Origin of the sequence: Cupriavidus taiwanensis LMG 19424 (genome assembly GCF_000069785.1) — a bacterium.
Classification (GTDB): domain Bacteria; phylum Pseudomonadota; class Gammaproteobacteria; order Burkholderiales; family Burkholderiaceae; genus Cupriavidus; species Cupriavidus taiwanensis.
The window spans coordinates 1,649,085-1,668,130 of sequence record NC_010530.1; the positions used below are offsets into that span (position 1 = coordinate 1,649,085).

At 68.9% G+C, this 19,046-nt stretch carries 17 protein-coding genes; 9 read left to right on the forward strand and 8 right to left on the reverse strand.

From position 1 onward, the window contains the following. Positions 1–7: 7 nt before the first annotated feature. The 3 genes from RALTA_RS23000 to RALTA_RS23010 all read right to left on the reverse strand — a co-directional run bounded on the left by RALTA_RS23000 (position 8) and on the right by RALTA_RS23010 (position 2,613). A complete protein-coding gene (locus RALTA_RS23000; RefSeq protein ID WP_012356342.1) occupies positions 8–910 on the reverse strand; it encodes a LysR family transcriptional regulator in 903 nt (300 codons plus the stop codon). A 75-nt stretch (positions 911–985) separates the two neighbouring features. After that, entirely contained in the window at positions 986–1,558 is a 573-nt protein-coding gene (locus RALTA_RS23005; RefSeq protein WP_242405271.1) for an AraC family transcriptional regulator, read from the reverse strand. Between the two features lie 146 nt (positions 1,559–1,704). Next, on the reverse strand, positions 1,705–2,613 hold the full coding sequence (locus RALTA_RS23010) for a LysR family transcriptional regulator (protein ID WP_012356344.1): 909 nt from the start codon (positions 2,611–2,613) through the stop codon (positions 1,705–1,707). 157 nt (positions 2,614–2,770) lie between these two features. Between RALTA_RS23010 and RALTA_RS23015 the strand changes: the two genes are divergently transcribed. Then, positions 2,771–3,952 carry a M20 aminoacylase family protein gene (locus tag RALTA_RS23015; protein WP_041232795.1) on the forward strand — a complete coding sequence of 394 codons (1,182 nt, stop codon included), beginning with the start codon at positions 2,771–2,773 and terminating at the stop codon, positions 3,950–3,952. Between the two features lie 23 nt (positions 3,953–3,975). Next, entirely contained in the window at positions 3,976–4,986 is a 1,011-nt protein-coding gene (locus RALTA_RS23020; RefSeq protein WP_041232584.1) for a tripartite tricarboxylate transporter substrate binding protein, read from the forward strand. Positions 4,987–5,016: 30 nt separating this feature from the next. On the opposite strand, the gene RALTA_RS23025 is transcribed toward RALTA_RS23020, so the two are convergent. Next, entirely contained in the window at positions 5,017–6,525 is a 1,509-nt protein-coding gene (locus tag RALTA_RS23025) for a PQQ-dependent sugar dehydrogenase (protein ID WP_012356347.1), read from the reverse strand. 439 nt (positions 6,526–6,964) lie between these two features. Between RALTA_RS23025 and RALTA_RS23030 the strand changes: the two genes are divergently transcribed. The 3 genes from RALTA_RS23030 to RALTA_RS23040 all read left to right on the forward strand — a co-directional run bounded on the left by RALTA_RS23030 (position 6,965) and on the right by RALTA_RS23040 (position 9,020). Then, entirely contained in the window at positions 6,965–7,642 is a 678-nt protein-coding gene (locus RALTA_RS23030) for a VIT1/CCC1 transporter family protein (protein ID WP_012356348.1), read from the forward strand. 77 nt (positions 7,643–7,719) lie between these two features. Further along, complete coding sequence (locus RALTA_RS23035; protein ID WP_041232585.1) at positions 7,720–8,334, forward strand: hypothetical protein; 615 nt, start codon at positions 7,720–7,722, stop codon at positions 8,332–8,334. A gap of 53 nt (positions 8,335–8,387) precedes the next feature. Beyond that, the gene (locus tag RALTA_RS23040; protein WP_012356350.1) at positions 8,388–9,020 is read left to right on the forward strand and encodes a uracil-DNA glycosylase family protein; all 633 of its coding nucleotides are present in this window, start codon (positions 8,388–8,390) and stop codon (positions 9,018–9,020) included. A 22-nt stretch (positions 9,021–9,042) separates the two neighbouring features. Here RALTA_RS23040 and RALTA_RS23045 read toward each other — a convergent pair whose 3' ends face one another. Next, entirely contained in the window at positions 9,043–9,867 is an 825-nt protein-coding gene (locus RALTA_RS23045) for an IclR family transcriptional regulator (protein WP_012356351.1), read from the reverse strand. Between the two features lie 131 nt (positions 9,868–9,998). Here RALTA_RS23045 and RALTA_RS23050 point away from each other — a divergent pair, with 131 nt between their 5' ends. From RALTA_RS23050 to RALTA_RS23060, 3 genes are all read left to right on the forward strand, one after another. Continuing rightward, on the forward strand, positions 9,999–11,654 hold the full coding sequence (locus tag RALTA_RS23050; protein WP_012356352.1) for a GMC family oxidoreductase: 1,656 nt from the start codon (positions 9,999–10,001) through the stop codon (positions 11,652–11,654). A 121-nt stretch (positions 11,655–11,775) separates the two neighbouring features. Then, entirely contained in the window at positions 11,776–13,104 is a 1,329-nt protein-coding gene (locus RALTA_RS23055; RefSeq protein ID WP_012356353.1) for an MFS transporter, read from the forward strand. 89 nt (positions 13,105–13,193) lie between these two features. Then, positions 13,194–13,916, forward strand: a complete 723-nt coding sequence (locus RALTA_RS23060) for a GntR family transcriptional regulator (RefSeq protein WP_012356354.1) — start codon at positions 13,194–13,196, stop codon at positions 13,914–13,916. Positions 13,917–13,928: 12 nt separating this feature from the next. Here RALTA_RS23060 and RALTA_RS23065 read toward each other — a convergent pair whose 3' ends face one another. Both RALTA_RS23065 and RALTA_RS23070 read right to left on the reverse strand, forming a co-directional pair. Next, on the reverse strand, positions 13,929–14,663 hold the full coding sequence (locus RALTA_RS23065) for a BON domain-containing protein (protein ID WP_012356355.1): 735 nt from the start codon (positions 14,661–14,663) through the stop codon (positions 13,929–13,931). A gap of 171 nt (positions 14,664–14,834) precedes the next feature. Further along, a complete protein-coding gene (locus RALTA_RS23070) occupies positions 14,835–15,503 on the reverse strand; it encodes an alpha/beta hydrolase (protein WP_012356356.1) in 669 nt (222 codons plus the stop codon). 469 nt (positions 15,504–15,972) lie between these two features. Here RALTA_RS23070 and RALTA_RS23075 point away from each other — a divergent pair, with 469 nt between their 5' ends. Continuing rightward, the gene (locus RALTA_RS23075) at positions 15,973–18,438 is read left to right on the forward strand and encodes a DUF3772 domain-containing protein (RefSeq protein WP_012356357.1); all 2,466 of its coding nucleotides are present in this window, start codon (positions 15,973–15,975) and stop codon (positions 18,436–18,438) included. A 37-nt stretch (positions 18,439–18,475) separates the two neighbouring features. Here the strand turns inward: RALTA_RS23075 and RALTA_RS23080 are convergent, their stop codons facing one another. Then, the gene (locus RALTA_RS23080; RefSeq protein ID WP_012356358.1) at positions 18,476–18,991 is read right to left on the reverse strand and encodes a MarR family winged helix-turn-helix transcriptional regulator; all 516 of its coding nucleotides are present in this window, start codon (positions 18,989–18,991) and stop codon (positions 18,476–18,478) included. Positions 18,992–19,046: the final 55 nt, after the last annotated feature.

Consider the following 19,046-nt stretch of genomic DNA (forward strand, 5'->3'; position numbering starts at 1 on the left):
GGCCGTTTCAGTCCTGGCGCCCCTGGCCGTCTTCGACCAGCAGGTCTACCAGCTTGCGCGCGAACAGCGGCAAGGCATCGAGGTCGGCCACGCAGATCTGCAGCTGGCGCTCGGCCCACTCGTCGTCGAGCTGGACGATGCGCAGCGCCATGGACCGCGCATGGCGGCGCGCGGTGGTCTCGGGCAGCACGCCCACGCCCACGTTGGCCTCGATCATGCGGCAGGCGGTCTCGAAATTGCTGACCTGCACGCGCCAGCGCAGGCTGCGCTGCAGGTCCGCCGCGGCCCGCTTGAGGAAGTTGTGGATGGCGCTGTCTTCAGGCAGGCCGATGAAGTCGTAGTCCAGCGTATCGATGAAATCCACGCGCGCGCGCTCGGCCAGCGGATGGCTCAGCGCGGTGGCCAGCACCAGCCGGTCGCGCCGGTATGGCATGACCTCCAGCCCATCGGTACGCACATTGCCGGCGATGATGCCGATATCGACGATGCCCTCCTGCACCGCGCGCACGATGTCAGGGCTGAGCCGTTCATGCATGTCGATGGTCACGTCCGGATGGCTGACCAGGTAGCTGCGCAGCACCGCCGGCAGGAACTCGCTCATGGCGGTGGTATTGGCGAACACGCGCACATGGCCTTTGACGCCGGCCGCGTATTCCTGCAGGTCGCCGCTCAGCTGCTCGAGCTGGCGCAGCACGCGGCGCGCGTGGGCCAGCAGGGTCTCGCCGGCCCCGGTCACCTTCACGCCCTGGCTGCTGCGGCTCAGCAGCTTGACACCGACGTGTTCCTCCAGGTTCTTGATGCGCGTGCTGGCCGCTGCCAGAGACAGGTGGGACCGCTGCGCACCGCCGGTCAGGCTCTGTGCCTCCGCGATATGCGTGAACAGTTTCAGGTCGACCAGATCAAAGCGCATGACATCCTTCCCGGGCGTGACGCCGGATTATCGCGCAAACCGCGCCGCGGTACACCCGCGAACCGGATTCGCGGCTCACGCGACCGAGCGCTGCCGCGGCATGGCGTGCACGCCGGCCAGCCTGCGCGCGGCTTCCAGCGAGACACCGAAGCGATCATAGAATGCGCTGTCCAGGTCACCGCTCGCAGGCCACCCGACCCGCCGCCTGGCATCCGCAAGGCCCGCTTCGCCCGCCATGACGTCAAACAGCAGCCGCATCAGCCGTTGCGTGCGGCACAGGTCGGTCAGCGCGGTACCCTGGGCGAACAGCGCGCGGCGCAGCTGCGCAGCCGACATGCCGAGCCGCTCCGCGATAAAGGCCGCGTTCCAGGCGTACTGCGGCTGCAGGAACACCCGCTTGGCAATGCGGTGATGCAGGCATTCCGAGGGTTGTGCCGGGGACAGTCCCAGCATCTCCAGCGTGCAGCCCGCCGGCTGGGCACTGCTGCCATCCAGGCGCAGCGCGAACGCCTCGAACGGCTCGACGATGGCCTGCTGGCCGGGCAGCAGCACCCGCTCGTAGCCGCGCCGCCTGACCACCACCCGGCCGCGTCCGGCGCCGACCGACAGCGGAAAGGCCAGCAACAGCTGCTGCAGGCTGGCGTGCATGGAAGACTGCAGATGGACGTGCATGGCGGCGTGCAAGACGACAGGATCAGACGGCATCATCGCCGCAATCCGGCCTGGCCGCCTCTGCCATTCCCGAACGCTACGTTCGCCGCCGCCGCATGCTTGCGCCGCACGGCGCTGCCGCCTCAGGCTGCCGGAAACGCCTTGACCAGGTGCCGCAGCAGGCCGTCCGCCACCGGCGACAGATGCCGGCCGGTGCGCGTCAGGATGTGGATGCGGCTGTTGTTCAGGATCGGGTTGGCCAGCGGCAGCGATACCAGCTGCCGCAGCTGCGGCTCCTTCAGCGGCACCGAGCGCGCCGTCAGGATATAGCCCAGCCCCATCGCGGCGTACTCCCAAAGCACCTTGAAGGAGTTGGTCACCAGCATCGGCTTGAGCGTGATGTGCTCGTCCAGCTCCGCTGCCTGCACATGCTTGCGCACGCCGAACGAGCCGGCCAGGAACGCGCCCTGGTGCTGCGACAGGTCTGCCAGCGTCAGCGCGCGGCGGCGCCGCGCCAGCGGATGGTCCTTGTGCACGTGCGCGCGGATCGGCGACAAGCGCGAATAGTGCGAGTGCAGCCGCGCATCGTCGGGCGGCTGGAACACGAAGCCGATATGGGCCAGGTCTTCCAGCAGCAGGCGCACGGTCTCGTCGGTGCCCGCCACCTGGATGCTGCAGGTGACGTCGGGGTGCTTGCGCAAGAAGCCCTGCAGCACCGGCTCGAGCACCAGGTCGACAAAGCCTTCGCCGAAGGACAGTTCGACATGCCCGCGCTGGGCGTTCTTCAGGTTGTTCACCTCGGCCAGGAAGGTGTCGTTCAGGTCCTGCTGGCGCCGCGCGAACAGTGCCAGCAGCCGTCCCGCGTCGGTGGCGACCACGCCGCGCCCGCGCCGCTCCAGCAGCGTCAGGCCGGTGTCCTGCTCCAGCTTGGCCACGGCGCGGCTGACCACCGAGGGGTCCAGCTCCAGCACTTCGGCGGCGCCGCGCACCGAACCGGTTTCGATGATCTGCAGCAGGCACAGCGCCCGCTTGCGGTCCAGTACGTCTTCCATATCCTGATCTCCTCCTGCGGCGGTGCAACGGTGTCGTCCCTTTGCGACGCGATTTCTTTCGTTGCATTCTATACAACGATTTGTCGCAACCGTTGTCATGGTTTCGACGGGCCCCTGCGGTGAGAATGTGGTGAACCACCACGATCCCGATACCACCATGACGCTCGCCCTGCCCGCCGACCTGCAGTCATCGATCCAGACCCTCGCGCCGGAATTCGTTGCGATCCGGCGCAGGATCCACGCGCATCCGGAACTGGCCTTCGAAGAACGCCAGACCAGCAACCTCGTCGCCGAGCAGCTGGCGGCATGGGGCTACACGGTGCATCGCGGCCTGGGCACCACGGGCGTGGTCGGCACGCTGCGCAAGGGCCACGGCAGCAAGGCGCTGGGCATCCGCGCCGACATGGACGCACTGCCGATCCAGGAACAGACCGGGCTGGACTATGCCAGCACCATCGCGGGCAAGATGCACGCGTGCGGCCATGACGGCCACACCGCGATCCTGCTCTGTGCCGCGCGCTACCTGGCCGAGTCGGGCGACTTCAACGGCACGCTGAACCTGATCTTCCAGCCGGCCGAGGAAAACGAAGGCGGCGCGCTGCGCATGCTGGAAGACGGGCTGTTCGAGCGCTTCCCGTGCGACGAGGTATACGCCCTGCACAACTCGCCGGGAATGCCGGTGGGGCAGATCGGCGTCATCGCCGGCCCCGCCATGGCCTCGTTCGACCGCGCCACGGTCACGCTGCGCGGGCGCGGTGCCCACGGCGCCATGCCGCATCACGGCATCGACGTGATGCAGGGCGCGGCCAGCATGGTGCTGGGGCTGCAATCCATCGTCAGCCGCGAGATCGATGCGCTCAAGTCGGCGGTCATCACCGTGGGCGCGCTGCAGGCCGGCAGCACCTACAACGTGGTGCCCGACACCGCCACCATCAAGATCGGCGTGCGCACGCTGGACCCGCGCGTGCGCACACTGGTGGAAGAGCGCATCCAGGCCTTTGTCTCGGCGCAGGCGCAGAGCTTCCGCCTGCAAGCCGAGGTGGTCTACGAGCGCAAGTACCCGGTGCTGGTCAACCACGCCGCACAGACCGAATTCGCGCGCCAGGCCGCGATCCGGCTGGTGGGCGCGGACAACGTGGTGGAGCGCCCGCCGGTGATGGGCAGCGAGGACTTCGCCTACATGCTCGAGCGCCGGCCCGGCGCCTACATTCGCCTGGGCAACGGCCTGGGCGAAGACGGCGGCTGCATGGTGCACAACCCGCTGTACGACTTCAACGACAAGGCTCTGCCGGTCGGCGCCGCATTCTGGGCGCACCTGGCGCAAAGCTATCTGGCCTGAAAGAAAACCGAGGAGACAACCCCATGGCTACACTGAACCGCCGCCGTTTCTTGCAACACGCCGGCCTTGCCGCCGGCGCTTCCGTACTGTCCGGCCTGCCGGCGTTCGCGGCGGATGCCTTTCCCGCCAAGGCGCTGTCGCTGGTGGTACCTTATCCCGCCGGCGGCGCCAGCGATGCGTCGGCGCGCATCTTCGGCGAATCGATCAGCAAGAGCGTGCGCCAGCAGGTGGTGGTGGAGAACTACGGCGGCGGCACCGGCCTGATCGGCGCCAACAAGGTGCTGGCCGCGCCAGCCGACGGCTACACCTTCTTCCATGGTTCGATCAACGAGGTCTTCCTGGCGCCGCTGCTGAATCCCGCGGCACGCTACAAGCCGCAGGACTTCCTGCTGGCCGCGCCGATCAGCGACGCCAATATCGTGCTGATGGTGCGCAACGGCATCGCAGTGGACAGCCTGGACAAGTTCATCGAGTTCGCGCGCCAGGGCAAGGGCAAGTCGCTGACCTACGCCACCGTCGGCATCGACTCGATCTATCACCTGATGGGCGATGCGCTGGCCTCGCGCCTCGGCGTGCCGTTCCTGCACGTGCCCTACAAGGGCGGCGCCCCCGCGCTGCAGGGCCTGGCCGGCGGCGAGGTCGACTTTGCCATCCTGCCCTACCAGTCCAGCTTCGAGAGCATGCAGCAGCAAGGCCGGCTGAAGATACTGACCAGCTTCTCGCGGACCCTGCCGCCCGCGCTCAAGTCGATCCCGCTGATTTCGCAAAGCCGGCTGGTGCCGGACTTCGAATACACCATCGGCGGCGGCTATTTTGTCAGGCAGGGCACGCCGGCGGACCGCGTGGCGGTGCTGCGCAAGGCCATCGGCGAAGCGCTGGCCAAGCCGGAAATCCGAGCCAAGCTCGAGGCGGAGGGCCGCACCGTGCTGCAACCGATCGACAGCCAGGAACAAGCGAACCGGATGTTCGACCAGTACCTGGTGCGCGTCAACAAGCTGATCCAGGGCGTCGGCCGCAAGACCAACGCCGCCTGAAGCAGCAAGAAGCACGGCGGCCGCGCGGCATCAAGGCGCGCCGCCCGAGGCATCGATCCGGTAGACCCGCCCGCTGTTCGCGGACGTGCCCGGATCGGCCAGCACGTACAGCGCCTGTGCGCCATCCACGCCGAACGAGAACACGCTGCCCGGGACGGTAACGTTCCAGTCGACCGGTTCGGTGGCAACGCCATCGCGATACACGAAGCTCTGCAGCCTGCCGGTGCAAAGATCGGTGTAGAAGTAGCGCCCGTGCAGCGCCGCGCTGGCGCTGCCGCGGTACACGTAGCCGCCGACGATGGCACAGCCGCCGGCCTCGTGGCCGTACTCGAACACGGGCATGGTCAGCCCGCTCTTGTCGCAGGTGGCGGCGCCCACGCAGGCGGTACCCTCGGTCAGGTTCCAGCCGTAGTTCAGGCCCGCGCTGGCCGACGGCGCGACGTCGACTTCCTCGCGCTGGTCCTGGCCGACATCGGCAATATAGAGCAACCCGGCATCGAACGAGAACCGCCACGGGTTGCGCAGCCCGAGCGCCCAGATCTCGCCGCGGCTGCCCGCCTGGCCCAGCAAGGGGTTGCCGGCCGGCACGCCGTAGCCCGACGTACCACTGACATCGATGCGCAGCATCTTGCCGAGCAGCGTCGCCGGGTTCCGGGCGTTGCCCGCCGGATCGCCGCCACCGCCGCCGTCGCCCGTGCCGATATACAGCATGCGGTCCGGGCCGAACGCGAGCTGGCCGCCGTTATGGTTGGAGAAAGTGCCGTGCGGGATCGACAGCAACACCGTGCCCGCGGTGTCGGCGAGGTCCGGGTTGGCGGCCGAGACCTGGTAGCGCGCAACGGTGATGGCACCAGCGGTGTCGGTGTAATAGACGTAGAAGCGGCCGTTGTTCGCATAGTCCGGATCGAATGCCATCGACAGCAGTCCGCGCTCGCCGTCGGTGGTGGTCAGCGCCTCGATGTTCAGAAACGGCGTGGCCAGCAGCGCGCCGTCGCGCACGATTCGGATACGGCCGGCACGCTCCACCACGAACAGGCGCGCATCGCCGGCGGGCGCGGTCAGGTAGATCGGCGCGGAATATTCGCCGGGCACCTGCGTCAACGACAACTGCATCGATTCGGGCGAACCGTAGGCCACGCTGGCGGTCGCACCCGTGCCCGCCGCCACTGCGACCACCTGCGATGCCAGTTGCGGCTTGCGCAACGCAGTGCCCGTCAGCACGCTGTCTGCGGTGACGGTATAGCTCCCGGGCGCCAGGTTGGATAGCGTGGTCGACTGCACCACGGCCTGGCGAAACTGGCCCGGCCCCGATACCGTGATGGCCGCGGGGATCCCGGACGGCAGGCCAGAGATCGCCAGCGTGAGCGAGCCGTTCCCACTGGTGCCGCCGCTGCCGCCATTTCCACCGCCGCCACCGCCGCCACCGCCAGCGTCGCCCGCACCGCCGCTGTCGCCCCCGCCACCACCCCCACAGGCTGCAAGGCCCAGGCAGCAGGCGATGGCGAAGTGGCGAAGCGCGTTGCGTAGTGCGTCGGGCATGGCGGGCTCCTGTGACGGCCGCGGCACCGCCTGGCATGTAGGAGCCGCTTCGCGGCCGCGCATGACTTGCGCCGACGGATCCGGCGGCAGGGGCGCCTTGCCCTTGTAAACTATCCCATGCCCGCGGCATCGGCCAGCCACGGCAGATCGGTTCGAAAGCGCGCATTCCGGACAAGCTGAGCGATGAGGGATGTGCGGACGCACCCTCCCGCAAGGAGTTTTCCGCACCGGCGCCGCTATCATCGGTGTGGATCTTTGCCTACAGTAAACGCGGCGGCGGTTGGCGAGTGCCGGCGGCGCCGCCTTCGCCGTGTGGTCGCGCCCCCCGGAAGACTGCCCGCCCGGGCGCCGCAGGCTTCGGTGCTGTCGCCCCCGGGCACGGGTGCGAGGGCTTCGTCGCAGACCTTCGCCGTGGGCAGCTGCTGCCGGGTGCAAGCCAGTGCTGACTACTTCCCTAGATCCTCAGGCGGCGCAGGCGCGGCCGCGACTGCTCGATACCGTCGACCGCGTATGCGAGACGTGCTTCGGCCTGTTCATGGCCCTGACCTTCGTGGGCGCCGTGTCGGCCGTCGGCGCGCCGGCGGATGCCCCGCGCACCATGTTCTTCACGGCGTTGGGCTGCAACCTGGCCTGGGGACTGGCCGACGCCGTGATGTACCTGGTGCGCACGCTGACCGAGCGCGGACGCAGGCTGTCCCTGGTCAAGGCGGTTCGCCATGCCGGCGATCCGGGCGAAGCTATCGCCCGCCTGCGCGATGCGCTTTCGCCGGCCCTGCGCACGCTGGTCGACGATGCCGAACTGGAAGCGATGCGCGGCCGCATCGCCCGCACGGCCGACCTGCCCGCGCGTCCGGCGCTTGGCGCACAGGATCTGCTGGCAGCGGCCGGCATCTTCCTGCTGGTGGTGCTTGCAACGTTCCCCGTGGCCCTGCCGTTTCTCTTGTTTGCGGATGTCGCCACCGCGCTGCTGGTATCGCGCGTGCTGACCATCCTGATGCTGTTCGCGGCTGGCATCGCACTTGGCCGCCATGCCGGCTTTGGCGGATGGATCGCGGGTGCGGCGATGACCGTGGTCGGGATTGCACTGACCATGGCCATCATCGCGCTTGGAGGCTGACTATGCAGGCCGGAAGCAACGCTGCGCGGCCGGCAACACCACTGCCCACGCGGGCCGCGCGACTGGCCACACACTGTATGGTGCTGGCCGCGGCGATCGCGCCGCTGCCCTTGCACGCCGCTGAAGACAGCGGCGCTCCCGCAACCGCGGAGGCGCCGGCGTGGAGCGGCGGGATCTCGGCTTACCTCAACCTGCCGCGCGGCAGCGAAGCCTATGTCACCGGCATCGCCATCGCCAAGCGCGGCGTCTTGCATCTGGAGGCGCGCAGCAATTACGAAGGCATGGATGCGTACTCGTTCTTCGTCGGCTACAACCTTGGATGGGGTGATACGCTGCGGCTCGATTTCACGCCGATCCTCGGCGTGGTCACGGGCAGCACGCACAGCGTCGTGGGCGGGTTCGAGGCCACCCTGACCGGCCGCTACGCCGATGCCTATATCGAGTTCGAGTACGTGCCGGACGCCGAGCCGTCCGGGTACGCCTATGCATGGAGCGAGCTCGCCTGGCGCCCCCGGGACTGGCTGCGGCTCGGCCTGGCGGCCCAGCGCACGCGTGTGCCCGACAATGGCCGCAATGTGCAGCGCGGCGTGTTTGCGCAATTGAAAGGCAAGCACGTCTCCGGTGCGGTCTACTGGTTCAATCCCGCCGCGCACGACCAGATCGCCGTGGTCTCGGTCGCGCTGAGCTTTTGACGCGGCCGCGGGCTGTGCGCGCGACTGATGACAGTCGGTCCGGGGGGGCGGGAATGGACGTAAAGCGCAAAACCGAGCTTCGCCAACCTGCCGCGCTCGAGGCCCTGCTGGCCGAAGTCCGTGCCTGCCGCGCCTGCGCGCAGCACCTGCCGCTGGGCCCGCGTCCGGTGGTGCGCGCCGACGCCGCCGCGCGCATCCTGATCGTCGGCCAGGCGCCGGGAACGCGCGTGCACGAGACCGGCATTCCATGGAACGACGCCAGCGGAGAGCGGCTGCGGCAGTGGCTCGGCGTCGACGACGCCACCTTCTGCGATGCCTCGCAATTCGCCATCATCCCGATGGGCTTGTGCTATCCCGGCCGCGGCAAAAGCGGCGACAACCCGCCGCGCCCCGAATGCGCGCCCCTGTGGATGGACCGCCTGCTGGCGCAATTGCCATCGATCGCGCTGACCCTGCTGGTCGGGCAGTACGCTCAGCGGCATTTCCTCGGCGCGCGGCGCAAGCCCACGCTGACCGAAACCGTCAGGGCATGGCGGGACTATGCGCCGGCGTTTATCCCCCTGCCACACCCGTCGCCGCGCAATCAGCCGTGGTTCAGGCAGCATCCCTGGTTCGAGGCCGAGGTGCTGCCGATGTTAAGGGAGCGGGTTGCGCGGATCCTGCCGCACGCAAACGCATCGAGCTGAGCGCACAGCGCCGCAGCCCGGCTCAGTGCGCGCACAGCACCGCCGCCATTTCCCTGGCCGCACCCTGCAGCGTCGGCACCGCCCGCAGCAACGCTTCCAGCGAGGCCCGCGCCGTCGGCGCGTGACAGGCGATCGCGGCCACCACCCGGCCGGGGCCAGTGCTATCGGGTTCGCGCACCGGCACTGCCACCGCGCACATGCCGCGCACGAATTCCTCGTGGTCCACGCCGATGCCGCGCGCGGCCAGGCGATCGAGTTCGGCATTGAGGGCGGGCGGTTCGGACAGCGTGCGCGGCGTGTGCGCGGCGAGGTCCAGGCGCCCTAGCGTCTGCTGGCGTTCGAGCCGGTTCATCGCCGACAGGAACAGCTTGCCACTGGCGGTGCAGTGCAGCGGCACGTGGATGCCGGGCGACAGCTGCAGGCGCAGCGGCTCGTGCGTTTCCACGCGTTCCACGTACAGCACACGGTCGCCGTCGAGCGCGGTCAGGTTGCAGGTTTCGCCCAGCCGCGCCACCAGGCGGGACAGGATGCCGCGGCATTCGCGCAGCAGCGGCGGGCTCCTGAGCGTCTGCAGCGACAACGCGGCCGCGGCCGGCCCGGGCACATAGCCGCGCTCGGCCGGCATCCGCACCACGAAGCCGCTGCGCTCCATCGCCGCCAGCAGGCGCATCAGTGTCGCCTTGGGTACATGCAGGCGCTGCGACAGCTGGGACAGCGTCTGCGGGTGCTGGGCCCGGGCCAGGGTGGAGAGCACCGCCAGCACGCGCAGGCTGCGGGCATCCTCCTCCGGCACCTCGTCCTCTGCTGCAGTGCGATTCTGAAACGGCATTGTCAGGTTCTGTTTCACAACCGGCGTCTCCTCGCGATTGGGCTTTCCATTCCGGCTTCCGAAAATAAAATCCGGAACAGAACGTTTCAGATTATAAATCTAAGCCGGAGGGCAGCGCGCCCGCCGGCCAGAAACAGGAGACAGCGACGATGTCGCAAACCGTTGACTACATCGTGGTGGGCGCGGGTTCGGCCGGGTGCGTGCTGGCCAACCGCCTCAGTGAAGATGGCCGCCATTCGGTCTGCCTGCTCGAGGCGGGGCCGCCCGACCGCTACCCGTGGATCCATATCCCGATCGGCTATGGCAAGACCATGTTCCACAAGCAGGTGAACTGGGGCTTCTATACCGATCCCGACCCCAACATGCTGAACCGCCGCATTTACTGGCCACGCGGGCGCACGCTGGGCGGCAGCAGCGCCATCAACGGCCTGATCTACGTACGCGGCCAGCGCGAGGACTATGACCACTGGGCGGCGCTGGGCAATCCGGGCTGGGGCTGGGACGACTGCCTGCCCTACTTCCGCAAGCTCGAGCACAACGACCTCGGCGCCGGGCCGACGCGCGGCACCGGGGGCCCGCTCAATGCCACCTCGATCGACCGGCGCCATCCGCTGGTCGATGCCTTCGTCGCCGCCGGGCAGGCGCTGGGCCTGCCGCGCCAGACCGACTTCAACAGCGGCGACCAGGAAGGCGTGGGGTATTACCAGCTCACCACGCGCAATGGCTGGCGATGCTCCACCGCGGTGGCCTACCTGCGCCCGGCGCGCCGGCGCGCCAACCTGCGCGTCGAGACCGATGCGCACACCACCGGCATCCTTTTCGAAGGCAAGCGCGCCGTGGGCGTGCGCTACACCCAGCATGGCCAGCCCTATATCCTGCGCGCGCGGCGCGAGGTGATCCTGTGCGCCGGCGCGCTGCAGTCGCCGCAGCTGTTGCAGCTGTCCGGCATCGGCCCCGCGCCGCTGCTGCAGGAGCTGGGCGTACCCGTGGTGCATGCGCTGCCGGGCGTCGGCGAGAACCTCCAGGACCACCTGCAGATCAGGCTCATCTATGAGGTGGCCAAACCCATCACCACCAACGACCAGCTGCGCACACTGACCGGCAAGGCGCGCATGGGCCTGGAATGGCTGCTGCTGCGCAAGGGGCCGCTGGCGATCGGTATCAACCAGGGCGCGATGTTCTGCCGCGCCTTGCCGCACGAAAGCGCCACGCCGGACACGCAGTTCCATTTCTCGACACTGTCGGCGGACATGGCCGGCGGCATGGTGCATCCGTTCTCGGGCTGCACGTATTCCGTGTGCCAGCTGCGCCCGGCGTCGCGCGGCACCGTGCACATCCGTTCGACCGACCCGTTCGAGCCGCCATCGATGCAGCCCAACTACCTGTCGGCCGAACTGGACCGGCGCTGCACCATCGCCGCAGTGCGCTACGCGCGGCGCGTGGCGCAGACCGAACCGATGCGCGCCCTGATGCGGCGCGAGTTCCGGCCAGGCGACGACGTGCGCAGCGACGACGAGATCCTGCATTTCTGCCGCGAGTACGGCGCCACCATCTTCCATCCGTCGGGCACCGCGAAAATGGGCCCGGCCGCCGATCCGCTGGCGGTGGTCGACGCACGCCTGCGCGTGCACGGCATCGGCGGGCTGCGCGTGGTGGACTGCTCGGTGATGCCCACGCTGGTCTCGGGTAACACCAACGTGCCGGTCGTGATGATGGCCGAGCGCGCTGCAGACCTGATCCGCGAAGACGCGCGGCGCGAGACCCACCACGCCGACGTCGCGGCGCCGATGGCCGCCGCGGCCTGAAGCGCTGACGCGGCAGACCGGCGGGGCCAGGCATCGATAACGACCAGGCCAGGCCCCGCATCGCATCGGCGTCCATAACCATCCTTCCAGAGGACGCCGCCCACCACCAGAGGAGACAAGCATGACTAGCCCCAACGAACAGGCGATCCGCAAGGTCGCGCTGGCGTCCGTGATCGGCGCCACCATCGAGTGGTATGACTTCTTCCTGTACGGCGTGGTCGCCGGCCTGGTCTTCAACAAGCTGTACTTCCCCGGCGACGACCCGCTGGTGGCCACCATGCTGGCCTACACCACCTTCGCGGTGGGCTTTGTCACGCGCCCGCTCGGCGGCGTGATCTTCGGACACTTCGGCGACAAGGTGGGCCGCAAGAGCATGCTGGTGATGACGCTGATGATCATGGGCGTTTCCACCTTCCTGATCGGGCTGGTGCCGACCTATGACAGCATCGGCATCCTCGCGCCGGTGCTGTTGCTGCTGCTGCGCGTGCTGCAGGGCATCGGCCTGGGCGGCGAATGGGGCGGCGCGGTGCTGATGGCGTATGAGTACGCACCTGCGGACAGGAAGGGCTTCTACGCGTCGCTGCCGCAGATCGGGCTGGCGATCGGGCTGTGCCTGGCCTCGGGCGTGGTGGCGCTGCTGTCGCTCACCCTGACGGACGCCCAGTTCCTGGCCTGGGGCTGGCGCGTCGCGTTCCTGATCTCGGCGGCGATGGTGTTCGTCGGCATGTATATCCGGCTCAACGTCAAGGAAACGCCGGAATTCGCCGTGATCAAGCAGCGCAATGCCGAAACGCAGATTCCCTTTGTCGACATGATGCGGCGCTACCCCGGCAATATCGTCAAGGGCATGGGTGCGCGCTATATCGACGGCGTCTTCTTCAACATCTTCGGCGTGTTCTCGATCACCTACCTGACCCAGACCGTCAATATCAGCCGCACGCAGGCGCTGGTCGGGGTGATGGCGGCGGCAATCGCGATGTGCTTCTTCATCCCGTTCTTCGGCCACCTGTCCGACCGCATCGGCCGCACGCGGGTGTATTTCTGGGGCGCGCTGATCACCGCGCTGTCGGCCTTCCCCGCGTTCTGGCTGATGCTGAACAGCGGCGGCAACACCATGCTGCTGTGGCTGTCGATCGTGGTGCCGTTCGGGATTCTCTACGCTGCGGTCTACGGGCCGGAGGCAGCGCTGTTCTGCGAACTGTTCGATGCCCGGGTGCGCTACACCGGGATCTCGTTCGTCTACCAGTTCTCGGGCATCTTCGCTTCCGGCATCACGCCCATCATCGCCACGGCGCTGCTCAAGTCGGGCGGCGGGCAGCCCTGGCAGATCTGCGCCTACGTGGCGTTCGCGGGGGTGGTGTCGGCGCTGTCGGTGGCGCTGATCGGGCGGCGCGCGGGAACCGCCGCCCCGCGCGAAAGCGGCGTGCCGCTGCGCGGCCCGGCGCGCTGACCGCAAGCGTCGCGGCCAGCGTTGCGGCCAGCGTTGCGGCAAGCCGGCAATGTCTTAGAATGACACCACGCTAATGACAGGGACATTGCATGCAACCTACGGACGGCACCGGCGCGGCCGCCGCCCCGCTCCTGCCCAAGGTGGTGCGCCAGCGGCTGCACGACACCGTGGTCGACCACCTGCGCAACTTCATCGTCGAAGGGGTGCTGGCGCCCGGCATGAAGCTGAACGAGCGCGAACTGTGCGAAACGCTGGGAATCTCCCGTACGCCGCTGCGCGAGGCGCTCAAGGTGCTTGCCGCCGAGGGGCTGATCGAGATCTCGCCCAACCGCGGCGCCAGCGTCTCGCGCATGAGCGAAGCCGAGGCGTGGGAGGCATTCGAGCTGATGAGCGGCCTGGAGGCCTTTGCCGGCGAGCTGGCGTGCGAGCGCATCACGGCGCCCGAACTGGCCGAGATCAAGGCGCTGCATTACGCCATGCTGGCCTGCCATGCCCGCAATGACCTGCCCGGCTACTACAGCCGCAACCAGGAAATCCACGACCGCATCGCCGCGGCGGCGCGCAACCAGACGCTGCTGCAAACCTACCTGACGCTGAACCGGCGGCTCAAGGCGATGCGCTTCCGCTCGAACCACCAGACCGACAAGTGGGACCGCGCGGTGCACGACCACGAAGAGATGATCCGCGCGCTGGAAGCCCGCGACGGCAAGCGCCTGGCGTCCATCCTGCGCCAGCACCTGCTGGAGAAGCGCGCCGCCGTGATGCAGATCCACCCGGATCCGGCCAGCGCGCCTGCCGTGCCCAACGCCTAGCGCGGCGCGCCGTCAGCGCCGCGTGGCCAGGATGCGGTAGCCGCGGCTGCAATGCTCATGCGCCGCGGCGCGGGCTTCATCGGGGTCGTCGAACAAGCCGGCCTGCGCGATCTCCGGCACCAGCACGGCCTCGCCGGATTCCGCGGCCAGGAAGCGTCCGTCGCGCGACTGCACGATATACAGCACATCCGAGCCGACCTCGCCCACCGGCTGTCGCCAGCCCGCCGGCTGGCCCAGGCGGCGCTGCCCGGGCACGCCTCCGCCGCCGCCACCCGTGCGCCGCTGTCCCTCATCCGCACCGGTCCCGGCGCGCGCCACCTGCAGGTTGTTGCGGACTTCGTTCACGCCGAGCACGTCTTCGGCCAGTTCTTCAATGCGGAATTTGATGCCGCGGTCGGCCACGGTGCCGGTCAGCGTGACGATGCCGGAGCCGACATCGACGGTCACGTCCGAGACGTCGTCGTCGGCATGCGCCAGCCGTTCGCACAGATCGTCGCGAATGCGCGCATCGGTGCGCTGGTAGTTCTTGGGCAACCGGCGCGAGGCGGTCCGCGCCGGGATGCCGGGACGGTACTGGTCTTGCGGGCCCTCGCCATCTTCCGTGCCGTAGCGCGCCTGCCCGTAGCCAAAGCCCGAGCCGCCCGGATTGCCGCTGCGCCAGTGGTGTGCCTGGCGGGTATCGTCCGGCTCGCCATAGCCCCGGTTGCGCCACGTTTCCCTGATTTCCGACGGTGGATAGTCTTTCATGGATTGCCTCCGATCTGAACGCGCGGGTTGCGCCGTATCTGGCGCCGTGTCTGCTATCGGTAGCATCATCCATGCCTCGCGCCGCGGCTGGCGGCAGGCGGCTGGCACCGTGCGGCACCACGCCGGCCTGGCCGCCGCGGTGCCGCGCAAGCGCGGGGAGCATCGAAGTTTTTACACGGTTGCCCCGGGCGCGGGCCGGTCGAGGTAGCCCCCCACGATGCGCCCCAGCAGCGGCAGCTTGCCGGTGAAGAAGTGATCCGCGCCCGGCACCACCACCACCGGCAGCGCCTGCGGCCGGGCCCAGTCGAACAGCGCTGCCAGTTCCGCGCGCTCGTCGCGCTCGCCATGGACCACCAGGCAATCGGACGGCACGGCGGGCGTGTCATAGCTGCGATGGGCTTTCACCTGGCCATAAGGGGTGCCGGCCAGCACCAGGTGGCGGATCGGCACGGACTGCGCCGCCAGCGCCGCGGCCACATGGGCCATGACGAAGGCGCCGAAGGAGAAGCCGGCCAGCGCCAGCGGCAGGCCGGGATGCGTGTCGCGCAGATGCGCGACGACCGCCAGCATGTCCAGCGTCTCGCCCCGTCCCTGGTCATGGGCGCCACCGGAACCGTCCACGCCGCGAAAATTCGGCCGCACCGCCAGGTAGCCGCGCGCCACCAGCGCCTTGGCCAGCTGGTGCGGCACCTTGTGCGTGGCCGAGCCGCCCAGCAACGGATGCGGGTGGCCCACCACGGCAATGCCGCGCGGATCGCCCACGGGCCGGTCGACCAGCAGTTCAATCGGCCCGGCTTCGCCGTCGAGCCGGGTCTTTTCGGTGCCTGACGCAACCGCCATGCGTGCTCCTGAGTATGTCGAGACTAAGGTAAGGGCCGCGCACGGCCCGAAGTCCGCGATGTTACTGCGATGACGGCGGTCGTGCCGGCGGCGATCCGTGGCGACAGGACGGTCCGTGCACGGATGCGTATCAATTTGTCACGGTGTGCCCCATCCGCCGCAGCATGCGGCGGGGTGGCGGATGCGCTTTCCTATAATTTCGCGAATCGCGGCAAGGCCCGTTGCACCGGCCGGCCGCCCGCGGCCAGCCGCTTTCGATGCCCCTCGTGGCCGCATCGTCACTGGCCCGACCATGCACCGAGAGGATCGCCAGCGAGCAGCGGTCCCCTCGCCCTGTTCATTGCCGGTGTCCCGGCCGTTCCCGCATCCGATCGCCGCGCCGCACCCTTGCCGGGTGCGGGCGCGACAGGCGATCCCGCATGTCGATGCCGGACGGCCGCAAGCCGTCACCGTCCGACGAGATTCCGCCATGAGCAACGTTTCACGGCTCGCACTGGGCCTTGCGCTCGCTGCGCTATGCCACCTGATGCCAGCCACCCTGCCCGCCGCGAACGCGGCGCCGGCATCCGAGGCCGCTTCCGCCACCGAGGCGCAACAGCCGCCCGCCCTGACCCACGCCGAAGCCACCGCCGAACTCAAGCGCCTGCAGACCGAGCAGGACCGCATCAAGCAGCAGGCCTCCGATCCCGACGGCACCACCAAGCTGGACGAGCTGGATCATGACCTGCACAAGCTCGATGCCGATGTCGACAAGCTGTCCGCCGCGCTGGCGCCGCAGCGCAACCAGCTGCAGGCGCAGCTCGACGTGCTGGGCCCCCCGCCATCGGACGGCATCGCCAAGGAAGCCCCGGCGGTGGTCCGGCAGCGCGCCGAACTGAATGCGCGGCGCCAGCAGCTCGATGCGCAGCTCAAGCAGGCGGCCGAGAGCAAGGAGAACATCGCCAACCTGAGCGGCCAGATTGCACGGCTGCAGCGCAGCCAGCTGAAAGACCAGCTGGCGCTGCGCTCGGACAGCATCCTGAACCCGCAGTTCTGGAAGCCGATGGTGAACCCCGCCGCCGAGGACCGCGCGCGCATGGCCGCGTTCCTGGACCAGGTGGAGCCGATGGTGCAGCTGGCGTGGCAGCCGTCGCAGCGCGCCGCCACCATCGCCCTGCTGCTGCTCGCGCTGGGCGTGTGGCTGCTGGGCAAGCGCCTGGCCGAACGCGCGCTGGCCTGGTTCTGCCTGAACAAGCTGCCGCCGACCCGGCTGCGGCGCAGTGCGCTGGCGCTGGCCACCACGCTCGCGACGGTGGCCACCACGGGGCTGGCGGTGCAGATCGTCTACAACGCCTTCACCCGCAACTATGAACTGCCGCCGGACCTGCTGACGCTGTACGGCGGACTGGTCAAGCTGACCCTGACCAGCGCCCTGATCGCGGGCCTCGGGCGCGCGCTGCTGTGCACGCGCCACCCGTCCTGGCGGCTGCCCGCGCTGGCCGATCCGGTGGCGCGGGCGATGAAGCCATTCCCCGCGGTGCTGGCCGGGCTGCTCTTGCTGGCCGGCGCGCTGGAACAGCTCAACCGCATTGCCGATACCAGCGTGCAGGTCACGCTGCTGGGGCGCGGACTGGTCTCGCTGGTGGTGGTGCTGACCATCGGCGCGGCGCTGCTGCGCGCCAACCGCGTGCGCAACGAGCTGGCGGCGGCGGGCGAGCAGCCCGAGGCGCGCGCCACGCTGGCCGGCATGATCCACGCTGGCGTCACGCTGATCGTGATCGTGTCGATGGTGGCGCTGCTGGCGGGCTATATCAGCTTCGCGCGCTTCCTGACCTATGAGCTGGTCTGGTTCGACATCGTGCTGTGCAGCCTGTACCTGCTGACCCAGGTGACGCGCGACCTGTTCGAAAGCCTGTTCTCGACCCAGCACGCCAGCGGCCAGGTGATCAAGCAGCTGTTTGGCGTCGACGATGCGCGCCTGGAACAGGCCGCCACCATCCTGTCCGGCATCGGCGCCAGCCTGTTGCTGCTGCTGGCCGTGGTGGCGCTGCTGACCGGCGGCTTCGGCACCACCCCCGCCGACCTGGTCAACAGCCTCGTCACCGTGCTGGGTGGCGAAAAGCTGCGCAGCCTGAACATCATGCCCGAGCGCATCCTCAATGCGCTGGTCGCGCTGGGCGTGGGGATCTGGCTGCTGCGCACCGTGCGGCGCTGGCTCGATGCCGAGCTGCTGCCCAAGCTGTGCATGGAGCCGGGCCTGCGCGCGTCGCTGATCACGCTGTTCAGCAATGTCGGCTATGTGCTGCTGGTGCTGCTGACGCTGTCGCTGCTGGGCGTGCGCTGGGACAACCTGGCGTGGATCGTCAGCGCGCTGTCGGTCGGCATCGGCTTCGGCCTGCAGGAGATCGTGAAGAACTTCGTCTCGGGCCTGATCCTGCTGACCGAGCGCCCGGTCAAGGTGGGCGACATGGTCAGCATCGCCGGCGTCGAGGGCGACATCCGCCGCATCAATGTGCGCGCCACCGAGATCCAGCTGGGCGACCGCTCCACGGTGATCGTGCCCAATTCGCAGCTGATCTCGCAGAACCTGCGCAATGTCACCATGAGCAACAGCACCCAGGGGGTGGCCTCGCTGCAGCTTACCTTCCCGCTGAACACCGACCCCGAGCAGCTGCGCGACCTGCTGCTCGACGTCTACCGCGAGAACGAAAGCATCCTCGACGTGCCCGCCCCGTCCGTGATGTTCAGCCAGCTGGCGCCCAACGGCATCACGCTGTCGGTGACCGGCTATGTCGGCAGCCCGCGCATCGCCGCGAACACGCGCAGCGACCTGCTGTTCGAGATCCTCAAGCGGCTGCGCGCCGCCGGCATCTCGCTGTCGGTGCCGCAATCGCTGCGGCTGGAGAACATGCCGCCGTTCGGGCCGGAACCGGAGCGCGCGCTGGCGACCGGCTGATCGCCGGGCGGCAGTGCCGCCTTGCCGATCATCGCCGCTATAACGCGGCCTCACCCGCCGCGTCGGCGTCGACCGCCACTGCCACCAGCCACCGGCGAATTAGCTGCTCTTCCTGCGCCGACAGGCCCGCCGCCAGGCGGGCCTCGTTGACCATGACGCGTTCGCGGCACTGGCCCAGCAAGGCCTTGCCCTGCTTCGTCAGCGCGATGGTCTGGATGCGGCCGTGCACCGGATGCGGCGCGCGCTCGATATGGCCCGCCTTCTCCAGGTTGCCGACGATCACGCTGACGGTCTGCGGCGTCAGCAGCGCCAGCCGCGCCAGGTCGGCGCCGGACAACCCCGGATACGCGCCCAGCATGGTCAGCACCACGAACTGCGGCGGCGTCACGTTCAGGTCGGCCAGCGCCCGCTCCATGCGCAGCCGATTGGCCGCGCCCGCCTGCCGCAGCAGGTAGCCAAGGTGGCCGCTCTCGCCGCGCTTGCCTTCGCCCGGCGCCGGAACGGCAGAGATGTCCGCGCCCGGGGCGCCCTCGCGGGAGGTTGTCTTGCGCATAATGTCAGAACTCTTATATTATGTTCGTACTCTGATATTAACCCAGTTCCGCCGA